Raw genomic sequence first — 19,203 nt, forward strand, 5'->3', positions numbered from 1 at the left:
AGGAGATTTTATGTATTATATACCCGAACCTTTAAATCCTAAAAAAGATCTAGGACGATTTTCAGCGACTTGCTTCACTTATTTATGGGTTATGCTTGCTGCTGTCTTCATTTACGTATTTGTTGCTTTTTTTGTCATCATGCCAGGACAAGGTATGGACATTCAAAAGACGCAAGACATTGTTACCAAATTCATGGAAAAGGACGGCGGAGCCTATATTCTAGCTTCCTGTCTCGGTGTTCTTACTTTTACGGTGTCTCGGGGTAAGCAGCTCTTTAAATACGACCTTCGTCGCAAGGGGCGGAAGATGACTCCTAAAGTTTTCTTTTATATGATTTGCTTCCTTTTATTCGCCCAAATGTTTACAGCTGTTGTCAATCAGATCATGCATGCTATCATGCAACTCTTCAATCTAGATCTTTCTAGTATGGAATCAGGAGGCGGCGGTTCTGAAACACTGACCATGTTGATTTATTCATCCTTGATGGCTCCGGTTACGGAGGAAATTATTTTCAGAGGTGCTGGATTAAGAGCGTTAGAGAAGCATGGAAAGATTTTTGCCATTCTTCTGACTGCGATTTTGTTTGGTCTCTTTCATGAAAATCTTTATCAGTTTTATTTTGCTAGTTTGATTGGTTTAGGTTTTGGCTATATCGCTTTTGAGTATTCGATTATCTGGTCTATCATTTTTCATGCTCTCAATAACTTTGTCATAGCAGAAGGTATAGCTTTTCTTTCAAAAAAAACTCCAGAGCCTATTGTTAACATCGTTTTTTACGGCCTACTAATCGCTGGCAGTACAGTATTTCTTTTGCTCTTAATCTTGAAATGGCCAAAATTTAAGGAATACATTGACACAAATCGTTCGCTCCCAGGGACTTACCGACAGGCTTTTAAATCAGTCTGGTTCTGGGTTTTGGTTGTGTTTACTTTTCTTGGAACGTTTCTGCCTGTCATGGCAGCCTATATTGTATCCTTGATTAATAATAGCTAATTGCCTTTTATTTGGCAGCTATGCAACGATATGAAAGGGGTTGGATATAGTCCAGCTCTTTTTTGTTCGATAAAAAGATAGAAAATGAAAGTTTTTGATAGAAAGTGCCTGACATTGAAAATTAAAGAGGTATAATAATAATCGTAAACGATTTCAAAGGAGGTGCTTTATGCTGAAGTCGGAAAGAAAGCAAGTTATTCTAGAGACAGTCATAAGAGAAAAATTTGTCTCTTTAGACTATCTAGTACATGCTTTAAACACTTCAGAATCAACTATCAGAAGAGATTTGGATGAACTGGAGAGCGAGCATAAACTGCGACGAGTTCATGGTGGAGCCGAGAGCCTTCATTTTCTACAAGAAGAGGAGAGTAATCAGGAAAAATCTATCAAAAGCATTCAAGAAAAGACAGCTATTGCCAAGATGGCAGCAAGCTTGATTCAAGAGCATGATGTGATTTTTATTGATGCGGGGACAACCAATGAGCTTTTAGTTAATGAGCTGCATGACCCTAGAGTGACAGTCGTCACTAACTCCATTCACCATGCGACCAAGTTGGTAGAGCGTAATATCCCGACAGTCATTATCGGCGGAAAGGTCAAGCGCTCAACGGATGCCAGCATTGGCGGTGTTGCCCTAAATCAAATCGGTCAGTTGAATTTCGATAAGGCCTTTATTGGGATGAATGGCATTGACGATGGCTTCTTTACCACTCCAGATATGGAGGAAGGAGCTGTCAAAAGAGCGATTTTGGAGAATGCTAAGAAGACTTATGTCTTGGCTGATCTTTCTAAACTAGGACAGACGTCCTTTGTCAAGGTCGCTCCTCTTGCCAAAGCAAGCATTATTACTATTCAAAATGAATCGGAAGTGATTCAAGCGCTGAAAGAAAAAACGGAGGTGATTGAGGTATGATTTATACTGTCACACTAAACCCTTCCATCGACTATATTGTTCGTCTGGACAAGGTCCTTATAGGAAGCGTCAATCGGATGGACAGTGACGACAAATTCGCTGGCGGGAAGGGAATCAACGTTAGCCGAGTTCTCAAACGTCTAGGTATTGAGAATACAGCGACTGGTTTTATCGGTGGTTTTACTGGCAAGTTCATCACAGATACTCTGGAAGAGGAAGGAATCTCAAGCCATTTTGTAGAAGTTGAGCAGGATACTCGTATCAATGTCAAGATTAAAGCAGATGCTGAGACAGAAATTAATGGACCTGGTCCAGAAATTTCCAGTCAGAAACTAGAAGAACTTGAGAAGTTCCTTTCTTCTCTGACCTCAGAAGATACGGTAGTCTTCGCAGGCAGCAGTCCTAAAAATCTAGGAAATGTTGTCTACAAGGAGTTGATTGGCCTGACCAGAAAGACAGGAGCGCAAGTCGTCTGTGACTTTGAAGGCCAGACGTTGCTTGATTCATTAGAGTTTGAGCCGCTCTTGGTCAAACCTAATAACCACGAACTAGGTGATATTTTCGGAGTCAAGCTCGAAAGCTTGGATCAGATTGAGAGTTATGCCCGTCAAATCTTAGACAAGGGTGCCCAACATGTCATCATTTCCATGGCTGGTGACGGTGCCTTGCTGGTAACTCGAGAGGGTGCCTATTTCGCTAAACCTATCAAGGGCAATGTGAAAAATTCTGTTGGTGCTGGCGACTCTATGGTGGCTGGATTTACCGGAGAGTTTGTCCGCTCTGGTGATGTTATTCAAGCCTTCAAATGGGGAGTGGCCTGCGGAACGGCGACCACCTTCTCAGATGATTTGGCGACAGCTGATTATATAAAAGAAATCTATGAAAAAGTAGAGGTAGAAAAAATATGAAAATTCAAGACTTACTAAGAAAAGATGTGATGTTGCTAGACTTGCAGGCAACAGAGAAAAAAGCTGTTATCGAAGAAATGATTCAGAGCCTAGTGAATCATGGCTATGTGACAGACTTTGAGACTTTCAAAGAAGGGATTTTGGCTCGTGAAGCCTTGACTTCTACAGGTTTGGGTGACGGAATCGCTATGCCCCACAGCAAAAATGCTGCAGTGAAAGAAGCTACTGTACTTTTTGCCAAGTCAAATAAAGGCGTAGATTACGAAAGTTTGGATGGCCAGCCAACTGATCTTTTCTTCATGATTGCAGCTCCAGAAGGTGCTAACGATACTCACTTAGCTGCCTTAGCTGAATTGTCCCAGTACCTGATGAAGGATGGCTTTGCGGATAAACTGCGTCAAGTGACTTCGCCTGATCAGGTGATTGAGCTTTTTGACCAAGCTTCGGAAAAAGCAGAAGAACCTGCTGTTGTCGAACCTGCCAATGAGGGAGGAGAATTCCTTGTAGCTGTAACAGCTTGTACGACTGGGATTGCACATACCTACATGGCTCAAGAGGCCTTACAAAAGGTCGCAGCTGAAATGGGTGTCGGCATCAAGGTTGAAACCAACGGTGCTAGTGGTGTTGGGAATAAGCTGACAGCAGAAGATATTAAAAAAGCTAAAGCTGTTATCATCGCGGCAGATAAGGCCGTAGAGATGAATCGCTTTGACGGCAAGCCGTTGATCAATCGTCCAGTTGCAGATGGTATTCGTAAGACAGAAGAACTCATCAATCTGGCCCTTTCTGGAAATGCTGAGGTTTACAAGGCAGCTAACGGTGGTGGTGCTGCAGAATCCAGCAATGAGAAACTTAGTCTGGGTGGCGCTTTTTACAAGCACTTGATGAGCGGTGTTTCCCAAATGTTGCCATTCGTTATTGGTGGTGGTATTATGATTGCCATTGCATTCTTGCTGGATCAGATCTTAGGTGTACCAAAAGATCAGCTTTCTAATCTGGGAAGTTATCATGAGATTGCAGCGCAGTTTAAAGCAATTGGTGGAGCGGCCTTTGGCTTCATGTTGCCAGTATTAGCTGGTTATATCGCATACTCAATCGCTGAAAAGCCAGGTCTGGTTTCTGGTTTTGTAGCTGGAGCAATTGCGAGCAGCGGTGCATCATTTGGTGGTGTAGCTTACGCTGAAGGCGGTCAGAAAACTCTTGATTTAGTTGGTGTATCATCTGGTTTCCTTGGAGCTTTGGTAGGCGGCTTCTTAGCTGGTGGTATCATCCTTCTCCTTCGTAAGCTTCTTGCAGGTCTGCCTCGCTCACTTGAAGGTATCCGTTCAATCTTGCTCTTGCCTCTTCTGGGCGTTCTTGTGACTGGATTTGTGATGTTGGCGGTCAATATTCCAATGTCAGCAATCAATACAGCCCTGAATGATTTCTTGGCAAGTCTGAGCGGAAGCTCTGCTGTCCTTCTTGGTCTCTTAGTCGGTGGTATGATGGCTGTCGATATGGGTGGACCGGTCAATAAGGCTGCTTATGTATTTGGTACTAGTACACTGGCAAGCACTGTTTCAACTGGTGGTTCGCCAGTTATGGCAGCAGTTATGGCAGCAGGTATGGTTCCGCCTTTGGCAGTATTTATTGCAACTCTTTTGTTCAAACATAAATTCACTGAAGAAGAACGCGATTCAGGTTTGACAAACATTGTCATGGGACTGTCTTTCATCACAGAAGGAGCTATTCCTTTTGGAGCTGCTGACCCAGCTCGTGCTATTCCAAGCTTTATCGTCGGTTCCGCTCTTACAGGTGCTCTTGTAGGCTTGTCTGGTATCAAGCTCATGGCTCCTCACGGAGGAATCTTCGTTATTGGATTGACAAATAATCCAATCCTTTACTTGGTATATGTATTGATTGGTGCAGTAGTCAGCGGTATTATCTTTGGTTACCTGCGCAAACCACTTAAAAAATAATATCTAAAAGAATCTCGCTTGTCAGTGAGATTCTTTTTTGTGTTCCAGCCTGCAAATTTTAGCATGGAAACTTCGCTCGATATATGGTATAATGGGCCTATCGCATATTTTTAGGAGAATAAAAATGAACATACAGCGCGAAAAAGAATTTGTTAGTCAGTACCATTTTGACGCCCGAAATTTTGAGTGGGAAAAAGAAAATGGAACACCTGAAACCAAGGTTGATGTGAATTTTCAATTGGTCAAAAGAGATGTCGAAGCCCATACAACTTCATTGATTGTGATTTTGACTTTTATGATTGTTTTTGAGAATTTTGTTATCAGCGGAACCATTTCGCAAGCCAACCACATTCACGGTCGTCTTATTGAGGAACCGAGTGAATTTGACCACGATGAGGTAGAAGAGCTGGCTCGGCCGTGCTTAACTATGCTCAATCGCTTGACTTATGAAGTGACAGAAATTGCTCTGGATTTGCCGGGCATTAATTTGGAGTTTTAATCATGAAGTTAGCGGTTATCACAGATTCATCGGCCTATCTGCCGGCTTCCCTACTGGAGAATGAAAATCTTTTCGTCTTGGATATTCCAGTCGTGATTGCTGGTGAGACTTATGTCGAAGGCAGAAACCTAACAGCTAGTGAATTTTATGAAAAAATGGCTCAGTCAGATGAATTGCCCAAGACCAGTCAGCCTAGCATTGCGGACCTAGAAGAGATTCTTACTATTCTAGACGGAAAAGGCTATACCCATGTTCTGGGACTCTTTCTATCTAGCGGAATTTCTGGTTTTTATCAAAACATTCAGTATCTGAAAGATGAGTTTCATGGTTTGCAAATTGCCTTTCCAGATTCTAAGATTACCAGTGCACCGCTCGGTATCATGGTTCAATCTGCTCTAGAGTGGGCAGAAGAAGGACTAGATTTTGAAACAATTTTAGCTAATGTTCAAAAGCAGATTGATGGCACCAGCGCCTTTATCATGGTGGACGACTTGGATCACTTGGTCAAAGGAGGACGCCTGTCTAACGGTGCAGCTATTCTGGGAAATCTGCTCAGTATCAAGCCTATTCTGTATTTTAACAATCATGGTGTGATAGAGGTTTTTGAAAAGATTCGGACGGAGAAGAAGGCTACCAAGCGTATGCTGGAACTCGTCCAAGAAAGAACAGCGGGCGGTGCTTATCAGATTATGGTTATCCATGGGAATGCGCCAGAAAAAGCAGCTGAGCTTCAGCAGAATCTGCTAGACAGTGGTATTACTGGTGAAGTTCCTATCGTAACCTTTGGCAGCGTCATCGGGACGCACTTGGGTGAGGGCAGTGTTGCATTGGGTTATATCCCTGTGATCTGATTGCTTGAAAGTCTGAGCTTGTCTCTGTAAGGAGGAAAAACATGAGTATCAAAGTTATTATTGCTGGTTTTAAGGGGAAAATGGGCCAAGCAGCCTATAAAATGGTGACAGAAGATCCTGAACTAGAATTAGTTGGGCTGCTGGATCCTTTTACAAATGAAAAAGAAGTGGCCGGTGTTCCTGTCTTCAATGCCAAGGAAGAATTGGCTGGACTGGAAGCCCATGTCTGGGTTGATTTTACAACCCCTAAAGTAGCTTATGACAATACTCGTTTTGCTCTGGAGCAGGGATTTTGCCCAGTGGTCGGAACGACAGGTTTTACTTCAGAGCAGTTGCAAGAGTTGATCACACTGTCTAGGGAAAAGAAGCTAGGTGGATTGATTGCACCAAACTTTGCCTTGGGGGCTGTTTTGCTGATGCAGTTCGCAGCTCAAGCAGCCAAGTATTTCCCAAATGTAGAAATCATTGAGCTGCACCATGACCAGAAAAAAGATGCACCGAGTGGAACAGCTATCAAGACAGCTGAGCTCATCAGCCAAGTCAGACCAAGCAAGCAGCAGGGAGCTGCTGATGAGGAAGAGTCTATAGTTGGCGCCCGCGGAGCCGATTTCGATGGCATGCGTATCCATTCGGTTCGCTTGCCAGGTCTGGTTGCCCACCAAGAAGTAATCTTTGGCAGCCAGGGAGAGGGATTGACGCTGCGGCATGATTCCTATGACCGCGCTTCCTTTATGACAGGAGTTAATCTTGCCATTAAAGAAATTGTCAAACGCTCAGAATTAGTCTATGGATTGGAACATTTACTATGAGATTAGAAACTCTGCCTTCTGAATTTCAGGAGGCTTTGCCAGTATTAGAGAAGATAAAAGCGGCTGGCTTTGAAGCTTATTTCGTTGGGGGTTCTGTTCGAGATGCCCTTTTGCAGCGACCTATTCACGATGTGGATATCGCTAGCTCCAGCTATCCTGAGGAAACCAAGCGTATCTTTGACCGTACGGTTGATGTGGGGATTGAGCATGGAACCGTCTTGGTTCTGGAAAATAACCGTGAATATGAAGTGACGACTTTCCGGACTGAGGATGTCTATGTGGACTACCGCAGGCCCAGCAAGGTTTCTTTTGTGCGTTCTTTGGAAGAAGATCTCAAGCGGCGCGATTTCACCATCAACGCCCTAGCTTTGGATGAAAACGGTCAAGTCATCGATCTTTTCCAAGGCTTGGATGACTTGGAAAATCGGATTTTGCGGGCAGTTGGAACGGCAGCAGAGCGTTTTAATGAAGATGCTCTCCGTATCATGCGGGGCTTTCGTTTTCAGGCTGCCTTGGATTTTGACCTGGAGCAAGATACTTTCTCGGCTATGAAGGATTGTGCTCCCTTGCTGGAAAAAATTTCAGTCGAACGAATTTTTATCGAGTTTGACAAGCTCTTGCTTGCTCCGTTTTGGCGCAAGGGCTTAGAAGCACTCTTGACAAGCGGTGCCATAGAATTTTTGCCAGATTTGAAGGGGAGCAGAGCTAAGTTAGAAAGGCTCTTTGACTTGGCTTCAGATTTTCGCTTTTCAGCATCTGAGCAGGCTTGGGCAGCACTTTTACTGGCTTTGGATGTGCAAAATGTTAAAGACTTTCTAAAAAAATGGAAGACTTCTCGTGAATTTGCCAAGAAAGTAGAAGACTTGGTTGAGATTGCGGCCATTCGCTCAGAACGAGACTTGACCAAGCGAGACTGCTATGACTATGATATTGACTTATTGCAACAAGCAGAGGAGCTTCGACAGGCGCAAGGTTTGGCAGTGGATTTCTCTGCCATTCGGAATCTTGATGCCAGTTTAACTATTCATAATAAGCAGGAAATGGTAGTCAATGGTGGCATGCTGATGCGGGAGTTTGATTTTAAGCCAGGACCAAAACTCGGCCAAATTTTGAAAGAGTTGGAATATGCTATTGTAGATGGCCACTTGCCTAATGACTTAGAGGCTATTTACGCCTATATCAAGGAGAAAAAATGAGCGATTTTATCGTTGACAAGCTAACCAAATCAGTAGGAGATAAGACTGTTTTTCGGGATATTTCCTTTATCATTCATGACCTAGACCGGATTGGTCTGATTGGTGTCAATGGAACAGGCAAGACAACGCTGCTGGATGTGTTGTCGGGCAAGTCGGGCTTTGACGGAGATGTCAGCCCTTTTTCTGCTAAGACGGGCTATAAGATTGCTTATCTGACTCAGGAGCCTGATTTCGATGAGGAGCAGACGGTGCTTGACACTGTCTTGTCTAGTGATTTAAGGGAAATGCAGTTGATTCGAGAGTACGAGCTGCTCCTGACGGCTTATGATGAAAGTCAACAGTCTAGGCTAGAAGCGGTTATGACCGAGATGGACTCGCTCCATGCTTGGGAAATCGAAAGTCAGGTCAAGACGGTTCTGTCCAAGCTTGGTCTGACTAATCTGTCACTTAAGGTTGGTCAGCTATCAGGAGGCCTTCGTCGCCGAGTTCAGCTGGCTCAGGTTCTCTTAGGTGATGCAGATTTGCTCTTACTGGACGAGCCGACCAACCACCTAGATATTGATACCATTGAATGGCTGACGCATTTCTTGAAAAATTCAAAGAAGACCGTGCTTTTCATCACCCATGATCGCTATTTCTTGGATAATATTTCGACACGGATTTTTGAGCTGGATGGCGGTCGCTTGATTGAATACCAGGGAAATTATCAAGATTATGTCCGTCTCAAGGCAGATCAGGATGAGCGAGATGCGGCCTTGCTTCATAAGAAGCAGCAGCTATACAAGCAGGAGTTGTCCTGGATGCGACGGCAGCCTCAGGCTCGGGCAACCAAGCAACAGGCTCGGATCAATCGTTTTCATGACCTCAAGAAAGATTTGGCAGACCAGACGACTGACAGCAATCTGGAAATGAACTTTGAAACCAGCCGTATCGGTAAGAAGGTTATCGAGTTTCAAAATGTAGACTTTGCTTATGACCAAAAGCTTATTCTCTCTCAATTTAGTCTTTTAATCCAGAACAAGGACCGAATTGGGATTGTCGGAGATAACGGTGTTGGTAAGTCGACCTTGCTCAATCTGATTGCCGGTAAACTTCAGCCTCAGGCTGGTCAGCTCATTATCGGAGAGACAGTTCGAGTGGCTTATTTCTCTCAACAGATTGAGGGCTTGGATGAGTCTAAGCGAGTCATCAATTATCTGCAAGAAGTGGCTGAGGAGGTCAAGATTGGCAGTGGAACGACTTCCATTGCAGAGCTCTTAGAGCAATTTCTCTTCCCTCGTTCTACTCATGGGACTTTGATTGAAAAGCTATCTGGCGGAGAGAAAAAGCGCCTTTATCTGCTCAAGCTTCTTTTGGAAAAGCCGAATGTCTTGCTTCTTGACGAGCCAACCAATGATTTGGATATTGCAACTCTGACGGTACTGGAGAACTTTCTGCAAGGGTTTTCCGGGCCAGTTATTACAGTCAGCCATGACCGTTATTTCCTGGACAAGGTAGCCAGCAAGATTTTGGCTTTTGAGGATGGAGTGATCAGAGAATTTTTCGGAAATTATACAGATTACTTAGACGAAAAAGCCTTTCTGGCAGAACGCTCTGCTATTTCTCAAAAGACTGAAAAGGAAAAATCTACCAAGGTGCGCGAGGAGAAAAAGCGCATGACCTACTTTGAAAAGCAGGAGTGGGAGTCTATTGAGGCCGATATCGAGGCGCTTGAGGAGCGGATTTCTGAGATTGAAGCGGCTATGCAGGAGAATGGATCTGACTTTGCTCGCCTGTCTCAACTCCAGCAAGAATTGGATGAGCAGAATGACAAGCTGCTGGAAAAATACGAGCGCTATGAATACCTAAGTGGGTTAGACGGATGAAAGAAATAGTGTTTAGTCAGAGCAGGTTGAAAATATTCATTTTAGCTATATTGGCGAGCGCTTTTGCTGTCTTTATGACTGCAGTTCTTGTATTACCATCTAAAAATGGATACCTATTATTCGACTCCAATATTTCCGTGATTGAAAAAATGTTTTTAGTGATAGGTACAATTGTTTTTGATTTTCTCTCTATTTTAGTATGGATTTTTTTGTTTAGAGATAAACGTTTTCTTCGTCTAACGGAACAGGGGTTTTACTTTAACCCCCTTCTTTTTAGAGAAGTTTCGTTTTATAGTTGGGAAGAAATCCAGAGGATAAACTATAGAATTGAACGTATTCGACATTATGCAAAATATCAATTATTCAATAAGAGTCATATTTTGACGATTTGTTTTCATTCAGTGGATCCTGCAGTTTTGAAGAGAAGTAGGCTTGCTTCTAGAAAGAACAAAAAATACAAGTTTGGTATTCCTGAACCGTTAGAAATTACTCTTATGTTACTGAAAAAAGAGAAACCAAAATATATTTATGAAACGATGATGGATTACCATAATCAATGGCGAGCAAGTCAGAAGGATATTTAAGGTGAAGATATAGTCCGAACAGTTTCATAAATTGTAAATCTAAAACCTTTAGAGATGGAACGGAGGCATCTATGAAACTAAGATTAGAAAATACCAACTCAAAGAAGTCACAAGAATTGGGGAACTTAATCAGGGCCTACAATCACTCTAAGAGGGAGCCCTCCAAAAGTGAGTCTCTTAACATCTATGTAGAAGACGAACAAGGAAATCTGCTGGCTGGTATGGCGGCCGAAACTTTTGGTAATTGGCTGGAGATTGAATATTTGTATGTGAGTGAGGATTTACGAGGGCAAGGCATAGGCTCAAAAATACTGTGTAGGGCTGAACAAGAAGCCAGAGAAAGAAAATGCAAATATTCATTTGTGGATACGTATCGGTTTCAAGCCCCAGATTTTTATAAAAAGCACGGCTATACAGAAGTGTTCGCGTTGAAAGAATACCCCTATACTGGTGAAAGATATTATTATACAAAAGACTTGTGAGTTTACTTTGGGAATAAAGAAGAATTCGATTTTCATTTTTCTTTATGCAAACCTTTTCCTTATTGAAAAAATCTGATATAATGATGATAAATAAAACACAGAGGAGAACATCATGTCGAAAAAAATAATCGGAATTGACCTTGGTGGAACATCTATTAAGTTTGCTATTTTGACTTCAGAGGGCGAAATTCAGGAAAAATGGTCCATTAAAACCAATGTTTTGGACGAAGGTAGCCACATCGTAGAGGATATGATTGAGTCAATCCTGCATCGTTTGGACTTGCTTCAGCTTTCAGCAGAGGATTTTATCGGAATTGGTATGGGATCGCCAGGAGTTGTTGACCGAGAAAAGGGCACTGTTATTGGTGCTTACAACCTCAATTGGAAGACGCTGCAGCCAGTCAAGGATAAGATTGAAAAAGCGACTGGGATTCCTTTCTATATCGACAATGACGCAAACGTTGCTGCTTTGGGCGAGCGTTGGATGGGGGCTGGAGAAAACCAGCCTGATGTAGTCTTCATGACACTAGGTACAGGTGTTGGCGGAGGAATTGTTGCCGAAGGCAAGCTCTTGCATGGACTTGCTGGAGCAGCAGGAGAGTTGGGCCACATCACTGTTGACTTCGATCAGCCAATTCTGTGTACCTGTGGCAAGAAAGGCTGCCTAGAGACTGTTGCATCCGCGACTGGTATTGTTAATCTGACTCGTCGCTATGCTGATGAATATGCTGGTGATGCTGAGCTGAAAAAACTGATTGACAACGGTGAAGATGTTAATGCAAAGGTTGTCTTTGACTTAGCGAAAGAGGGCGATGAGCTGGCTCTGATTGTGTATCGCAATTTCGCGCGCTATCTAGGAATTGCCTGTGCCAATATAGGCTCTATTCTCAATCCATCTACAATTGTTATTGGTGGTGGTGTGTCAGCTGCAGGTGATTTCTTACTTGATGGCGTTCGCAAGGTTTATGAAGAGAATAGCTTCCCGCAGGTTCGTACTTCAACCAAGTTGGCCTTGGCTACTCTTGGAAATGATGCTGGCGTTATCGGGGCAGCTTCATTGGTATTACAATAATTCTACAAGTATGCTTTATTTGTTCTCCTGCAGAATGGTCTGTAGGAGAATTTTTATAGAAAATTTGCTATACTAGAAAAAGCTCACTGAACGAAGGAGAAATCATGACGCTAGCAGATACGATTTTCAAAGAGAATATTAAAAAAATTATGGAGCAGGGTGTTTTTTCTGAAAATGCCCGTCCGCGCTACAAAGATGGAAATGTGGCTAATTCCAAATATATCACTGGTTCTTTTGCGGAATACGATTTGAGCAAGGGAGAATTCCCAATCACGACTCTGCGCCCTATTGCCATCAAATCTGCCATCAAGGAAGTTCTTTGGATCTATCAAGACCAGTCCAATAGCCTGGAACTGCTCAACGACAAGTATAATGTTCACTATTGGAATGACTGGGAAGTTGGCGATACGTGTACTATCGGGCAGCGCTACGGAGCTGTGGTCAAGAAGCATAATATTATCCATAAAATTCTCCAACAGTTGGAAGCCAATCCTTGGAACCGTCGTAATATTATCTCTCTCTGGGATTATGAAGCTTTTGAAGAGAGTGACGGCCTGCTTCCATGCGCTTTTCAAACCATGTTTGACGTTCGGCGTGTAGATGGAGACATTTATCTGGATGCGACTCTGACTCAGCGCTCAAATGATATGTTAGTTGCTCACCACATCAATGCTATGCAGTATGTGGCTCTGCAGATGATGATTGCCAAGCATTTCGGCTGGAAGGTCGGCAAGTTCTTTTACTTTATCAATAACTTGCACATCTATGACAATCAGTTCGAGCAGGCGGAGGAGCTATTGCGTCGGGAACCTAGCGACTGTCACCCTAGGCTCGTGTTAAATGTGCCGGATGGGACCAATTTCTTTGATATCAAAGCAGAGGATTTTGAGTTATTAGACTATGATCCCGTTAAGCCTCAGCTGAAGTTTGATTTGGCTATTTAACGATTTTGATAAGTGTATGCGAAAACGGCCAACCTCTGCAAAAGTTCTGCTTGAATCATACTTTAAACATGCCTTTTTACAGCAAATTTGATAGAATAGAGTTACTAATACAAAGGATAAAAGGATGACAAAGAAGATTATTGCCATTTGGGCTCAGGCAGAGGATGGTCTGATTGGAAAAGACAAGGTCATGCCTTGGCATCTCCCGGCAGAATTGCAGCATTTTAAGGCAACGACTACTGGACATGCTATTTTGATGGGCCGAGTGACCTTTGATGGTCTGCAGCGTCGCGTTTTGCCAAATCGAATCAGCCTGATTTTGAGCAAGGACAAGAACTATCAAGTTGACAATGAAAATGTCTTGCTGTTCAGCGATGTGGAAGATGTCTTGGATTGGTACCACAAGCAGGATAGAAACTTGTATATTATTGGCGGAGCGCAGATTATCAGAGCTTTTGAGCCGTATTTGGAAGAATTGATTCAGACTCAGATTGCTGCTAAACTTGAAGGAGATACCTATTTCCCTGAGACATTTGACTGGGCTCCTTATCAGGAAGTTAGCAGTGAATTTCATGCCAAAGATGAAAAGAATCCTTATGATTTCACTATAAAAAGATACCAAAGGAAGGACTCGTAAGAATGGAACGTAGTATTTTTGGTTTTTTTACGGCCTTTTTATGTGTCATTTGTCTTATTTGTGCCGTTCAAACCTTTCGGAAAAAGCGGTTTGGACTGGCAGCTTTATTTTTGCTGAATGCTTTTACAAATCTGGTAAATTCCATTCATGCATTTTATATGACACTTTTTTAACATGTATGAAAGAAAATAAATAGATTTAGAATTTTAGAATTGGAGTAAACAATGCCTACAAGTCGTAATGATGATATGATGGTTTTTTGTTCTTTCTGTGGGAAGAATCAAGATGAGGTGCAGAAGATTATTGCTGGTAACAATGCCTTTATCTGTAATGAATGTGTGGAACTGGCACAGGAGATCATCCGTGAAGAGCTAGCTGAGGAAGTGCTGGCAGATCTATCTGAGGTACCAAAACCTCAGGAGCTGCTGAATATCTTGAACCACTATGTTATCGGGCAAGACCGAGCTAAGCGTGCCTTAGCAGTAGCGGTCTATAATCACTACAAGCGTATTAACTACCACGACAGCCGTGAAGAAGAAGATGTGGAACTGCAAAAGTCAAATATTTTGATGATTGGCCCAACCGGATCTGGTAAAACCTTCTTGGCGCAGACTCTGGCTCGCAGTCTTAATGTGCCTTTCGCCATTGCGGACGCAACAGCTCTGACTGAAGCTGGTTATGTCGGAGAAGATGTTGAAAATATCCTTCTCAAGCTTTTGCAGGCGGCTGACTTTAATATCGAGCGTGCTGAGCGCGGGATTATCTATGTCGATGAGATTGACAAGATTGCTAAGAAAGGCGAAAATGTCTCTATCACCCGTGATGTTTCGGGTGAAGGAGTTCAGCAAGCTCTGCTGAAGATTATCGAAGGAACAGTAGCTAGCGTACCGCCGCAAGGTGGACGCAAGCATCCGCAGCAGGAAATGATTCAGGTTGATACTAAGAACATTCTCTTCATTGTTGGCGGTGCTTTTGACGGTATCGAAGAAATCGTAAAACAGCGTCTGGGTGAGAAAATCATTGGTTTCGGTCAGAACAACCGAGCAATCGACGAAGATAGTTCCTATATGCAGGAAATTATCTCAGAAGACGTCCAAAAGTTCGGGATTATCCCAGAGTTGATTGGTCGTTTGCCTGTTTTTGCTGCTCTGGAGCAACTAACAGTTGATGATTTGGTTCGGATTTTGAAAGAGCCTAGAAACGCCCTTATTAAGCAGTATCAGGCGCTTCTATCTTATGATGATGTTAAGCTTGAATTTGACGAAGATGCTCTGCAGGAGATTGCCAATAAAGCGATTGAACGTAAAACAGGTGCACGCGGACTTCGATCAATCATTGAAGAAACTATGATGGATGTCATGTTTGAAGTTCCAAGTCAGGAAAATGTCAAGCTTGTCCGCATTACCAAAGAAGCAGTAGATGGAACAGATAAGCCTATTCTAGAAACTGCCTAACGAGGTGCTTATGGAAATCAATACACACAATGCTGAGATTTTGCTGAGTGCAGCCAATAAATCGCACTACCCTCAAGATGATATTCCAGAGATTGCCTTAGCTGGCCGATCAAACGTTGGAAAGTCCAGCTTCATCAACACACTTCTCAATCGTAAGAATTTAGCGCGAACTTCTGGAAAACCTGGGAAAACTCAGCTGCTAAACTTTTTCAACATTGATGATAAACTGCGTTTTGTCGATGTGCCAGGTTACGGCTATGCCCGTGTTTCCAAAAAAGAGCGTGAAAAATGGGGCCGGATGATTGAGGAGTATCTGACCAGTCGTGAAAATCTCAGAGCGGTTGTCAGCCTTGTTGATCTTCGTCATGATCCGAGCGCAGATGATGTGCAAATGTATGAATTTCTGAAATATTATGACATTCCAGTTATTCTAGTAGCGACCAAAGCTGATAAAATCCCTCGCGGAAAATGGAATAAGCACGAGTCAGCTATTAAGAAAAAGCTGGACTTTGACAGAAATGATGATTTCATTCTTTTTTCCTCAGTCACCAAGGATGGCTTAGATGCTTCTTGGGACGCGATTTTGTCAAAAATTTAATAATACGAATTAAATCCAACTCAAAAAACGAGTTGGATTTTTTGAAATAAAACGAAAAATGTCATATACTTGTAAATTATCAATAGTGTTTTTTAATCTTTAGTATGTTACAATGGTATCATTAATATCTTATTCAGGAGAAGTGCTGTGAAAAAGAGAATTTCAAAAAAAGGTAAGAGAATCCTTTCAGCTTTATTCATCATGACAACAACAATTGCTGTTGGCTTCGTCTTGGCAAAGCATATTAATCCTGCTAGTGCCAATAATAGCGACCAGCAACCTATGAATCAAACAGACTACTTCATCTCACAAATCGGTGAGCCAGCGCGTCAGTTGGGACAGGACAATGATCTTTATGCTTCTGTTATGATTGCCCAGGCTATTTTAGAAAGTGGCTCAGGACAGTCTGGTCTGTCAGGTGAACCTCATTATAACCTTTTCGGTATCAAAGGTCACTATGATGGCCAATCTGCTAATATGGAGACTTGGGAAGATGATGGAGAGGGAAATGCCTACACCATCAACGATAGTTTCCGTTCATATCCTAGCTATGTAGAATCTCTGCAAGACTATGTTGCAGTGCTCAAGCAAGGCCATTTTGCAGGTGCATGGAAGAGCAATGCGCCAACCTATCAGGATGCAACAGCTGCCCTAACCGGTGTCTATGCGACAGATACTAGCTATAATGCTAAATTGAATTATATTATTGAAAAATATGATTTGACTCGCTTTGATTCGCCACTCTCTGAGTCTGGTGCTGGCTATATCGTTTACAATCCCTATCGTCAGCAATACACTACTCAAGATATCTTGGACGTGGATACTGCTTGGGCGAATAGATTTTAATAAAGACAACAAAAAAAGAGGGAGACCTCTTTTTATGTTTAATCGTAGATTTTAGGAGTATTTCATGGGAAAATTTAAAGATTTGCTTGACAAGCAAGAAATTATTATTTTAGATGGAGCCTTAGGTACAGAGTTGGAAAGCCGGGGTTATGATGTATCTGGTAAGCTTTGGTCCGCTCAATACCTATTAGACCAGCCTCAGATTATTCAAGATGTGCATGAAAGCTATGTGAGAGCTGGCAGTGACATCATCACTACGTCCAGTTATCAGGCCAGCATTCCAGCATTTATTGAGGCAGGACTGGCTCCTGAAAAGGCTTATGATCTTTTGAAAGAGACAGTCTTCTTAGCACAAAAGGCAATCGAAAATGTCTGGCAAGAATTATCTCCAGAAGAGCAAAAGCAGCGACCCTATCCTCTGATTGCAGGCTCGGTAGGGCCTTATGCTGCATATTTAGCTGATGGTTCGGAGTATACGGGAGACTACCAGCTGAGCGAGGGAGAATTCCAAGAGTTTCACCGTCCGCGTATTCAAGCTTTGTTAGAAGTAGGCTGTGATTTATTGGCTATTGAAACCATTCCAAATGGGGCAGAAGCGGCAGCAATCCTCCGACTTTTAGCTGAGGAATTTCCGCAGGCTGAGGCCTATTTGTCCTTTGTTGCCCAGTCGGAGAATGCCATATCAGATGGCACTAAGATTGAGGAATTAGGAAACTTGGCTCAAGAAAGTTCACAAGTCTTGGCAGTTGGTTTTAACTGTACAGCTCCACATTTAATTGCTCCGCTATTAGATGGGCTTGGACAAGTGTGCAACAAACCTTTTCTGACCTATCCAAATTCTGGCGAAACTTATAATGGCTTGACCAAGACTTGGCACGACGATCCAGAGCAGGAGCGGAGCTTGCTGGAAAATAGTAAACTTTGGCAAAATCAAGGAGTGCGTCTTTTTGGTGGTTGCTGCCGAACACGGCCAGAAGATATTGCTCAGTTAGCAAAAGGATTAAAGGATTGAAAATAAATTTTCAATCCTTTTTTAGAAAATTTAAAAAGGTTCTCGAAAACGCTATCAAAAGCAAGAACTTTGTGATATACTATACATAGTTTAAATTAATAGGAGAATTTTTTATGCCTGAATCGACATTTATCCCTAAAATTGAAGCAGCTTGCCGCAAGAAAGAAGCTTTGTTTGATACAAGCAAGGCCAAGTACGCCGTCCGTTCCATCTTTGCTGGGGCTTTCCTAACATTTAGTACTGGTGCTGGAGCTATTGCGGCAGATTTGACGAATAAGATTGTTCCAGGAACTGGGCGTTTTCTCTTTCCTTTCATCTTTGCTTGGGGATTGGCTTACATTGTCTTTCTAAATGCAGAGTTGGTGACTTCCAACATGATGTTTCTGACTGCTGGTACCTTTTTGAAGAAGATTGACTGGAAAAAAGCTTTGGTGATTTTGCTTTATTGTACCTTTTTCAATCTGATTGGCGCCTTGATTGCCGGCTGGCTCTTTGCTAACTCGGCTGCTTATGCGGGACTTAGCAAAGATAGTTTCATTTCTGGTGTTGTGCAGATGAAGCTTGCTCGATCTAATGAGCTGATTTTGCTCGAGGGAGTCTTAGCCAATATCTTTGTTAATATTGCTATTCTTTCTTTCGTTCTGGTCAAGGATAGTACAGCTAAGCTCTTCTTAGTTATATCAGCCATTTATATGTTTGTATTCCTGACTAACGAACACTTGGCAGCCAACTTTGCTTCCTTTGCTATCGTGAAATTCAGCTCAGCAGCAGCGGAAGTGCAAAATTTTGGTATTGGAAATATCCTACGCCACTGGGGCGTAACCTTTATCGGTAACCTCATCGGTGGTGGCCTACTCATTGGTTTGCCGTACGCTTGGTTTAATAAAAAGGAAGAACATTACGTAGATTAAAATGCAGCCTTGGGGCTGTATTTTTTTGAAAAAATATTTGGATTTTACACTTTAAAGGTCTAATTTAAACCAAGTTTAAATTCCTTTCAGTTCTTTAGTACGATCTTTGACTAACTTTCTAGTCTCTTTTTTAATGTTCATTGCCTATCAATCTCTAATATCTAAGCAAAACAGTTGACAGAATTATCGAAGTTTGTTAAATTAATTTGGTATATTATGTAATCAAAAGGAGATGTTATGAATAAGATTACTATTCAGTCACCAGATGGAAGAAAAGTCAAAACCTTGTCACCATCCTACTCTATTACAACGTTACTATTTAGTTTTTTTGTCCCGCTTTTTCGAAAGGACTGGAAATACTTTGGTATTATTTTAGGTTCTTTCTGCGCTTTGCTTGTTATTGCTGTGCTTTTCATTCCAGAAGATTTGTTAAAGCCAACTGGAACAGCCTTTAATTTCTTTTGGACTTTTTTCTATAATCGTTTTTGGATAAAAGATCGTGTTTTCAAAGATGGATGGCTGCCTGCAGATGAAGAAAGCAGAAGTCTACTTAAAAAGACTTTTCCTAATATGCCATAAAACTACTGGAATAAATTTTTTCTATGATAAACAAAGTTACATACACAAGAGGGGGAATGCGATATAAAAGGAGATAAAGAATTGAGTTTAG

Annotated in this window: 20 protein-coding genes; all 20 read left to right on the forward strand. The window is 42.2% G+C overall.

Annotation, left to right across the window (positions count from 1 at the left end):
- Positions 1–10: 10 nt before the first annotated feature.
- The 20 genes from PCY71_RS01205 to PCY71_RS01300 all read left to right on the forward strand — a co-directional run bounded on the left by PCY71_RS01205 (position 11) and on the right by PCY71_RS01300 (position 19,112).
- Positions 11–994: a CPBP family intramembrane glutamic endopeptidase gene (locus PCY71_RS01205; protein ID WP_048773311.1), complete on the forward strand. Its 984-nt coding sequence runs from the start codon at positions 11–13 to the stop codon at positions 992–994.
- Positions 995–1,163: 169 nt separating this feature from the next.
- The gene (locus PCY71_RS01210; RefSeq protein ID WP_002897650.1) at positions 1,164–1,907 is read left to right on the forward strand and encodes a DeoR/GlpR family DNA-binding transcription regulator; all 744 of its coding nucleotides are present in this window, start codon (positions 1,164–1,166) and stop codon (positions 1,905–1,907) included.
- Positions 1,904–2,815, forward strand: coding sequence for a 1-phosphofructokinase (gene pfkB / locus PCY71_RS01215; protein WP_002906648.1), 912 nt, complete (start codon positions 1,904–1,906; stop codon positions 2,813–2,815). Before PCY71_RS01210 ends, pfkB begins: the two co-directional genes overlap by 4 nt.
- A complete protein-coding gene (locus tag PCY71_RS01220) occupies positions 2,812–4,773 on the forward strand; it encodes a fructose-specific PTS transporter subunit EIIC (protein ID WP_002909831.1) in 1,962 nt (653 codons plus the stop codon). Before pfkB ends, PCY71_RS01220 begins: the two co-directional genes overlap by 4 nt.
- A gap of 124 nt (positions 4,774–4,897) precedes the next feature.
- Positions 4,898–5,272: a DUF1149 family protein gene (locus PCY71_RS01225; protein ID WP_002915309.1), complete on the forward strand. Its 375-nt coding sequence runs from the start codon at positions 4,898–4,900 to the stop codon at positions 5,270–5,272.
- A gap of 2 nt (positions 5,273–5,274) precedes the next feature.
- The gene (locus PCY71_RS01230) at positions 5,275–6,123 is read left to right on the forward strand and encodes a DegV family protein (protein ID WP_002909829.1); all 849 of its coding nucleotides are present in this window, start codon (positions 5,275–5,277) and stop codon (positions 6,121–6,123) included.
- A 41-nt stretch (positions 6,124–6,164) separates the two neighbouring features.
- Positions 6,165–6,932, forward strand: coding sequence for a 4-hydroxy-tetrahydrodipicolinate reductase (gene dapB, locus PCY71_RS01235; RefSeq protein WP_002909828.1), 768 nt, complete (start codon positions 6,165–6,167; stop codon positions 6,930–6,932).
- Positions 6,929–8,128 (forward strand): CCA tRNA nucleotidyltransferase, encoded by a 1,200-nt coding sequence (locus PCY71_RS01240; protein ID WP_048773313.1) that lies wholly within the window; start codon positions 6,929–6,931, stop codon positions 8,126–8,128. The genes dapB and PCY71_RS01240 overlap by 4 nt, the downstream gene beginning before the upstream one ends.
- Positions 8,125–9,993 carry an ABC-F family ATP-binding cassette domain-containing protein gene (locus tag PCY71_RS01245; RefSeq protein WP_048773314.1) on the forward strand — a complete coding sequence of 623 codons (1,869 nt, stop codon included), beginning with the start codon at positions 8,125–8,127 and terminating at the stop codon, positions 9,991–9,993. The genes PCY71_RS01240 and PCY71_RS01245 overlap by 4 nt, the downstream gene beginning before the upstream one ends.
- The gene (locus PCY71_RS01250) at positions 9,990–10,577 is read left to right on the forward strand and encodes a hypothetical protein (protein WP_002909825.1); all 588 of its coding nucleotides are present in this window, start codon (positions 9,990–9,992) and stop codon (positions 10,575–10,577) included. The genes PCY71_RS01245 and PCY71_RS01250 overlap by 4 nt, the downstream gene beginning before the upstream one ends.
- Positions 10,578–10,648: 71 nt before the next feature.
- On the forward strand, positions 10,649–11,059 hold the full coding sequence (locus PCY71_RS01255) for a GNAT family N-acetyltransferase (protein ID WP_002909824.1): 411 nt from the start codon (positions 10,649–10,651) through the stop codon (positions 11,057–11,059).
- A gap of 112 nt (positions 11,060–11,171) precedes the next feature.
- Positions 11,172–12,131: an ROK family glucokinase gene (locus PCY71_RS01260; protein WP_002909823.1), complete on the forward strand. Its 960-nt coding sequence runs from the start codon at positions 11,172–11,174 to the stop codon at positions 12,129–12,131.
- Positions 12,132–12,235: 104 nt separating this feature from the next.
- A complete protein-coding gene (locus tag PCY71_RS01265) occupies positions 12,236–13,075 on the forward strand; it encodes a thymidylate synthase (RefSeq protein WP_002909822.1) in 840 nt (279 codons plus the stop codon).
- A 124-nt stretch (positions 13,076–13,199) separates the two neighbouring features.
- Positions 13,200–13,712, forward strand: coding sequence for a dihydrofolate reductase (locus tag PCY71_RS01270; RefSeq protein WP_002909821.1), 513 nt, complete (start codon positions 13,200–13,202; stop codon positions 13,710–13,712).
- Between the two features lie 224 nt (positions 13,713–13,936).
- Complete coding sequence (gene clpX / locus PCY71_RS01275; RefSeq protein ID WP_002895582.1) at positions 13,937–15,166, forward strand: ATP-dependent Clp protease ATP-binding subunit ClpX; 1,230 nt, start codon at positions 13,937–13,939, stop codon at positions 15,164–15,166.
- A 10-nt stretch (positions 15,167–15,176) separates the two neighbouring features.
- Positions 15,177–15,764 carry a ribosome biogenesis GTP-binding protein YihA/YsxC gene (gene yihA / locus PCY71_RS01280; RefSeq protein WP_002906637.1) on the forward strand — a complete coding sequence of 196 codons (588 nt, stop codon included), beginning with the start codon at positions 15,177–15,179 and terminating at the stop codon, positions 15,762–15,764.
- A 147-nt stretch (positions 15,765–15,911) separates the two neighbouring features.
- A complete protein-coding gene (locus PCY71_RS01285) occupies positions 15,912–16,610 on the forward strand; it encodes a glucosaminidase domain-containing protein (RefSeq protein WP_002909820.1) in 699 nt (232 codons plus the stop codon).
- Positions 16,611–16,674: 64 nt separating this feature from the next.
- Positions 16,675–17,622 (forward strand): homocysteine S-methyltransferase, encoded by a 948-nt coding sequence (gene mmuM / locus PCY71_RS01290; protein WP_002909819.1) that lies wholly within the window; start codon positions 16,675–16,677, stop codon positions 17,620–17,622.
- 113 nt (positions 17,623–17,735) lie between these two features.
- Positions 17,736–18,533 carry a formate/nitrite transporter family protein gene (locus PCY71_RS01295; protein ID WP_002909818.1) on the forward strand — a complete coding sequence of 266 codons (798 nt, stop codon included), beginning with the start codon at positions 17,736–17,738 and terminating at the stop codon, positions 18,531–18,533.
- Positions 18,534–18,770: 237 nt separating this feature from the next.
- On the forward strand, positions 18,771–19,112 hold the full coding sequence (locus PCY71_RS01300) for a hypothetical protein (protein WP_002906630.1): 342 nt from the start codon (positions 18,771–18,773) through the stop codon (positions 19,110–19,112).
- Positions 19,113–19,203 lie beyond the last annotated feature (91 nt).

It is taken from the genome of Streptococcus sp. SN3 (assembly GCF_030439905.1).